Annotated in this window: 4 protein-coding genes; all 4 read left to right on the plus strand. The window is 63.5% G+C overall.

Features of this window, described 5'->3' with window-relative positions; translation table 11 throughout:
- The first annotated feature begins 282 nt into the window (after nucleotides 1–282).
- The 4 genes from EN935_RS28885 (at nucleotide 283) to EN935_RS28900 (ending at nucleotide 2,969) form a co-directional block, all read left to right on the plus strand.
- Nucleotides 283–1,032: a thioredoxin family protein gene (locus EN935_RS28885; protein ID WP_109660717.1), complete on the plus strand. Its 750-nt coding sequence runs from the start codon at nucleotides 283–285 to the stop codon at nucleotides 1,030–1,032.
- A 125-nt stretch (nucleotides 1,033–1,157) separates the two neighbouring features.
- Entirely contained in the window at nucleotides 1,158–1,430 is a 273-nt protein-coding gene (locus EN935_RS28890; RefSeq protein WP_127265064.1) for a hypothetical protein, read from the plus strand.
- A gap of 51 nt (nucleotides 1,431–1,481) precedes the next feature.
- A complete protein-coding gene (locus tag EN935_RS28895) occupies nucleotides 1,482–2,486 on the plus strand; it encodes an NAD(P)-dependent alcohol dehydrogenase (protein ID WP_127265063.1) in 1,005 nt (334 codons plus the stop codon).
- 210 nt (nucleotides 2,487–2,696) lie between these two features.
- Entirely contained in the window at nucleotides 2,697–2,969 is a 273-nt protein-coding gene (locus tag EN935_RS28900; protein WP_056591789.1) for a hypothetical protein, read from the plus strand.
- Nucleotides 2,970–3,041: the final 72 nt, after the last annotated feature.

Consider the following 3,041-nt stretch of genomic DNA (forward strand, 5'->3'; position numbering starts at 1 on the left):
AACTTAAGTCATGGCCGTCAACCAGCAAGCCGTGCCGGCAACCAACGGCACGCCAACGGAGAAGAAGATGCCCAGTTCAGCCGATCTACCCCTCGACGCGACAATCGACACGGCCAGGCACGCCGGGCGAATCCGCCATCCCTGCTGCGGCGGGCCTGGCGATTCAAATCCCGTCACATCTGTAACTCCCACCGCTGCGCCTGACCGCCCTACCCTAGCTCACGACCAGCAAGCAGCAACACGTCGCAACAGTGCGGCGGCAAACTGACAAGGAGACGACCAATGACCAAGCACACTGCAATGAAGACTCCGCCGATCGTTTCAAGGCAGGACTGGGAAGCCGCCCGCGAACAGATGCTGGTGAAAGAGAAGGCAACGCTGCGCGCCAAGGACGCATTGGCCGCCGAGCGCCGGCGCATGCCGTGGATGGAAGTCGACAAGGCCTATGTTTTCGAGGGGCCGAATGGCAAGGCGAGCCTGCTCGACCTGTTCGAGGGCCGCCGCCAGTTGATCGTCTACCGCGCCTTCTTCGAGCCCGGCGTGTTCGGCTGGCCCGAGCATGCCTGCCGCGGCTGTTCGCTCGGCGCCGACCAGGTCGGTCACCTCGCCCATCTCAATGCCCGCAACACCACGCTTGCCTACGCCTCGCGCGCTCCGCAGGCCGACATTGTCCGGCTGAAAGAGCGGATGGGCTGGGAGATGCCCTGGTACACCATCACGGACAGTTTCGACAAAGACTTCGGCGTCGATGAATGGCACGGCCACAACGTCTTCATCCGCGATGGCGACCGCATCTTCCGCACCTATTTCATCAACAGCCGCGGCGACGAGGCGATGGGCACCGTCTGGAGCTATCTCGACGCCACGCCGCTCGGCCGCCAGGAGATCTGGGAGGATTCGCCCGAAGGCTATCCGCAGACCCCTCTCTACAGCTGGTGGAACTGGCACGACAATTACGACGCCGCACCCGACAAGACATGGGAACAAGTGTCGGCTGCCGGCGAAGCGGCGTTCCGCGACAAGGACCAGTAAGGGCTATCCAGCTTCCTCGCCCCCGCCTTTGGCGGGGGAGAGGTGGCCGCGTAGCGGCCGGAGTGGGGGCTCGCAGGGCGCAGTCCCCCTGACCTCGGCACGGCACAACCATCAAGGAAAAGACCATGCTCGATATCCACACAGCCACCAGCGGAGCGATCCCCGAAAGCACCAATGCGTCCACCCTCGGCATCGCCGATTGGCTGTGCCTTGCCGCGGCCCCGACCTTTGCCGTGATGGCGCTGCTCACCTGTGTCTTCAGTGGCGATGCGGCCATGCTGTGCATGGGGGAGAATGCCTCGCCATTCACCGGAATGCCGGCAATGTATCTTCTGATGAGCGCCTTCCATCTGGCGCCCTGGCTGCGGGTGATCTCCGGCCGGCAAGCCCGGCAATAGGTTGCCACCCTGCCCGCCTTTGCAACACGCCGACATAGTGGAGAAAGACAAATGAGACTGGTCAGGCTGAGAGCGCCGGGCGGCTTGGGCAATCTCGACCTGGTCGAGGAAGATCCACCCCAGCCAGGACCGGGTGATGTGCTGGTCAGGGTCCGGGCCTGCTCGTTGAACCTGCGTGACGACTTCGCGGTGCAGGGCAAGACACCGTTCGTTGACGGCCGCGTTCCGCTGTCCGATGGCGCTGGCGAGGTGATCGCCATCGGCGGCGATGTCGATGCATTCAAGCCTGGAGACAGCGTCGTCAGCGTCTTCTATCCATGGTGGCTGGACGGTGACATGACGCCCTCGACCCGGCGCGACATTCCGGGGGACAGTTTTGACGGCTTCGCCAGCGAGTATGTGTGCATGCCGGCGCGGGCCTTCACCAAGGCACCGGCGGGCTATACGCATGTCGAGGCGGCGACGCTCACCTGCACGGGTGTCACCGCCTGGCGAGGCCTGGTTGTGTGCGGCAAGTTGAAGCCCGGCGACACGGTGCTGGTCCTCGGCTCGGGCAGCGTATCGCTGTTTGCGCTGCAATTCGCCAAAGCCGCCGGCGCCCAGGTCATTGCCACGTCTTCCGACGAGCAGAAGCTGGAGCGGCTCAGGCGCCTCGGCGCCGATACCGTCATCAATTACAAGTCCGTGCCGGACTGGGGTCGCAAGGCCAGGGATTTGACGGACGGACGCGGCGTCGATCACGTGATCGAGGTCGGCGGCCCCGCCACGCTGGCGCAGTCCATTGCGGCCTGCAGGACGGGCGGGCACATCGCCCTGATCGGCGTCCTGACCGGCTTTGCGGCTGAGGTGTCGATCCCGGCGGTGTTTTCGAACCAGATCCGTATCAGCGGCATTTCCATTGGCAGCCGGGCCGACCAGGAGGACATGATCCGGGCGATAGCGATCAACCGCCTGAAGCCCGTTGTCGACCGCCATTTCCCGCTTGAGGACATCGCCACCGCCTTCGCGCACTACGAATCCCAGAGGCATTTCGGCAAGGTCTGCCTCGACGTTTGAGCGCTCCCCCAAGCGCCAGCAGCCCCACAAACCACCCAGTATCCATCAGCAGCAGCTAATTGACAGCCAGAAAGAAACGGCGCTCACTGCCTGGCACAGGTGGATCGCAGCATCAGGCGGGCGATATCGACCGCCGGCGACACCTCAGCAATCCGGGAAAAGCGCATAGCGCTTTGCCTTGGGAATTGCGTAAAACCAGGGGAGGATGCCATGCCAACCGTTATCGGCCACCACAACATCACGAAAGACAGCAAGCACTGGCTCAATTCACCCAAGCGCAAGGAGCTTTTCGGCTCGCTTGGGATCACCAACATCCGCACTTTCGTCGATCCGCAGAACCCGAAACGTGTGGCCGTGATGATGGACGTTCCGGACATGGATAAGATGGCCGCGCTGATGCAGAGCAAGGCGGCCGCCGACGCGATGGCTCACGACGGCGTGGTGCCGGAGTCGCTGGTGATCCTGGTCGAAGCGAAGGGGTAGTGCCCGCAAACCGGGGGCTTGTTTTTAGCGTCATAGAAATGGGCGCGGGACCTCTCCCGCGCCCATTTCTAT

This window comes from Mesorhizobium sp. M7D.F.Ca.US.004.03.1.1 (genome assembly GCF_003998635.1).
Taxonomy (GTDB): domain Bacteria; phylum Pseudomonadota; class Alphaproteobacteria; order Rhizobiales; family Rhizobiaceae; genus Mesorhizobium; species Mesorhizobium loti.